The organism is Allorhizocola rhizosphaerae (genome assembly GCF_003426775.1).
Taxonomy (GTDB): Bacteria; Actinomycetota; Actinomycetes; order Mycobacteriales; family Micromonosporaceae; genus Allorhizocola; species Allorhizocola rhizosphaerae.
The window spans coordinates 1-2,183 of sequence record NZ_QJUG01000449.1 but is presented as its reverse complement, the minus strand read 5'-3'; the positions used below and the strand labels follow the sequence as shown (position 1 = coordinate 2,183).

2 protein-coding genes and 1 pseudogene are annotated in these 2,183 nt (G+C 70.5%); 2 read left to right on the top strand and 1 reads right to left on the bottom strand.

Going from position 1 to position 2,183, the window contains the following annotated elements:
- Together DM816_RS41620 and DM816_RS45080 are read left to right on the top strand one after the other, a co-directional pair.
- On the top strand, window positions 1–345 hold a 345-nt coding region (locus DM816_RS41620; RefSeq protein ID WP_162908425.1), incomplete at its 5' end, for a helix-turn-helix domain-containing protein.
- A gap of 9 nt (window positions 346–354) precedes the next feature.
- Window positions 355–846 (top strand): annotated as a pseudogene (locus DM816_RS45080) (class I SAM-dependent methyltransferase); the annotation flags it as partial.
- Between the two features lie 183 nt (window positions 847–1,029).
- Here the strand turns inward: DM816_RS45080 and DM816_RS41610 are convergent.
- A complete protein-coding gene (locus DM816_RS41610) occupies window positions 1,030–2,001 on the bottom strand; it encodes a DMT family transporter (RefSeq protein WP_117215908.1) in 972 nt (323 codons plus the stop codon).
- Between the last annotated feature and the right edge of the window lie 182 nt (window positions 2,002–2,183).

Below are 2,183 nucleotides of genomic sequence, written 5' to 3'. Positions count from 1 at the left end.
GGGCGTGCGCCCGCCGCTCCCGATCCGGGCGCGACGCTGGCCGGCGCGATCGCGGCCCGCATCGCGGCCGACCCGGGCGTGACCCGCGTGGCCGACCTGGCAGCCGATTTCGGCATCGGCATGCGACGGCTGCAACGCCTGTTCGCCGACTACGTGGGAGTGGGGCCGAAGTGGGTGATCCGCCGGGCCCGGCTGCACGAGGCCGCCGCGCGCGCCGCCGAGGGCGCGGACGTCGACTGGGTCCGGCTCGCCGCCGACCTCGGATTCACCGATCAGGCCCACCTCACGCACGCGTTCACGGCGATCGTCGGGGTGCCGCCCGCCCGCTACGCCAAGGCGCAATAATCCCGTTCTATGAAGGTGACCTTCACCAAGGAGCGCGAGACCCTGCTGGCCACGCTCTACGGCCGGGCGCTTGACGCCCGCTCGCGCGATCCCATTCTCGGCGACACCATGGCATCGTCCACAGTGGACCGGATCGACTACGACTTCGGCCGCCTGAAGATGACGCCGAGCCTGGCGCGCAACGTGGCCGTGCGCGCCAAGCACTTCGACAACTGGGCGCGCGCATTTCTCGCGAACCACCCCCGCGCGACCGTGGTGCACCTGGGCGCCGGGCTCGACACCCGCCTGTGGCGCATCGACCCCGGACCCGACGTGCTGTGGTTCGATGTGGACTATCCCGACGTCGTCGAGCTGCGCCACGAGCTCTATCCCGAACACCAAACCATCGGCAGTTCCGTCACCGAGCCCGGCTGGGAGACGCAGATCCCGGCCGACCGCCCGACGCTGCTGCTCGCCGAGGGCCTGAGCATGTATCTGACGCCCGACGGCGGGCACGCCCTGTTCCGCCGGCTCACCGACCACTTTGGACAAGGCGAGCTCGCGTTCGACTCGTTCAACTCGCTCGCCATCAAGCTGCAGAAGCGCAACCCGCCCGTGCGCGCCTCGGGCGCCACGCTCATCTGGGCCATCGACGATCCGCACGAGATCGAGCAGGCCAACCCGCGCCTGCACCTGGTCGAGGCGCTACAGGCGCTCTACGCTCCCGGCACGCAGCGGCTCACCTTCGGCTACCGGCTGGTGGCGCAGCTGGTCCGGCCGTTCAAGCGGATGCGGAACCTCTCTTTCTATCTGCGGTACCGGTTCTGAGCCTCGCATCCCGACGGTGACTCCCGCGATGACGAGCGCCGTTCCGGCCAGCTCGGCGAGCGTCGGCGTGGCGATCCCCAGCACGGCGGTGGTCACCACGGCACCGACCGGCAGCACCCCCGCGAACAGGCCTGCCCGGTCGGCGCCGAGCCGCGGCAAAGCCGAATACCACAGCAGGAACGCGCCCGCACTGACCACAGTGGACAGATAGGCCAGGCCGAGCGCCTCCTGCCCGGTGGGCATTCTCACCACAGAGCCCGAAAACGCAGCCAACACGGCCAGCATGGGCACGGCCGCCGCCGACGCATACGCCGACACCCGGATCGCGCCCAGCTTGGGCAGCAGTGGCAGCGCCAGCAACGAAAACGCGGCCTCGCACGCGAGCGCGCCCAGGCTCAGCAGGATGCCGCGCCAGCCACCGCCCCCGAGCCCGGTGGCCAGCGTCGCACCCCCGACCACAATGGACGCTCCAATCAGGACTCGCACCGACGGCGCCTTTTTCTGCGAAAGCGGGCCGATGAGCGCGAGCACGATGGGTACCGCCCCGATGATGGTCCCGATCAACGCGGGGCTCGCGTCCCGCGTCGCCTCGATGATGAACGTGTTGAACGCGACCAGCCCGCTGCCCGCCAGCGCCACCAGATAGGCCCATTCGCGTGCGCTCAGCCGCACCAGCAGCCGCTGCCCACGCGAGGCCGCGACGATCGCGAGGATGACGGTCGCGATGGTGTAGCGGACGGCCTGGCCCGCGTAGACGGGATAGCCCGCGATGAGCGCGGAGATGGCCGCGAGCGTGCCGACGGCGAACATCGCGGTCGCGGCCCTCAGCGCCGCTTGAAGATCACTCACTCGGGCTACGCTAACCGTAGATTGGACTCCAGGCCGAGGCCAATCAGCGCGCAAAAGAGCGGACCAATTCGTGGACCTTCACTTGGAGATCGACCGGTCGGCGGGTGCGGTCGCCGCGCAGGTCGCATCCGGCCTGCGCGAGGCGATCCGCCGGGGACGGCTCGCCGCGGGCACGCGCCTGC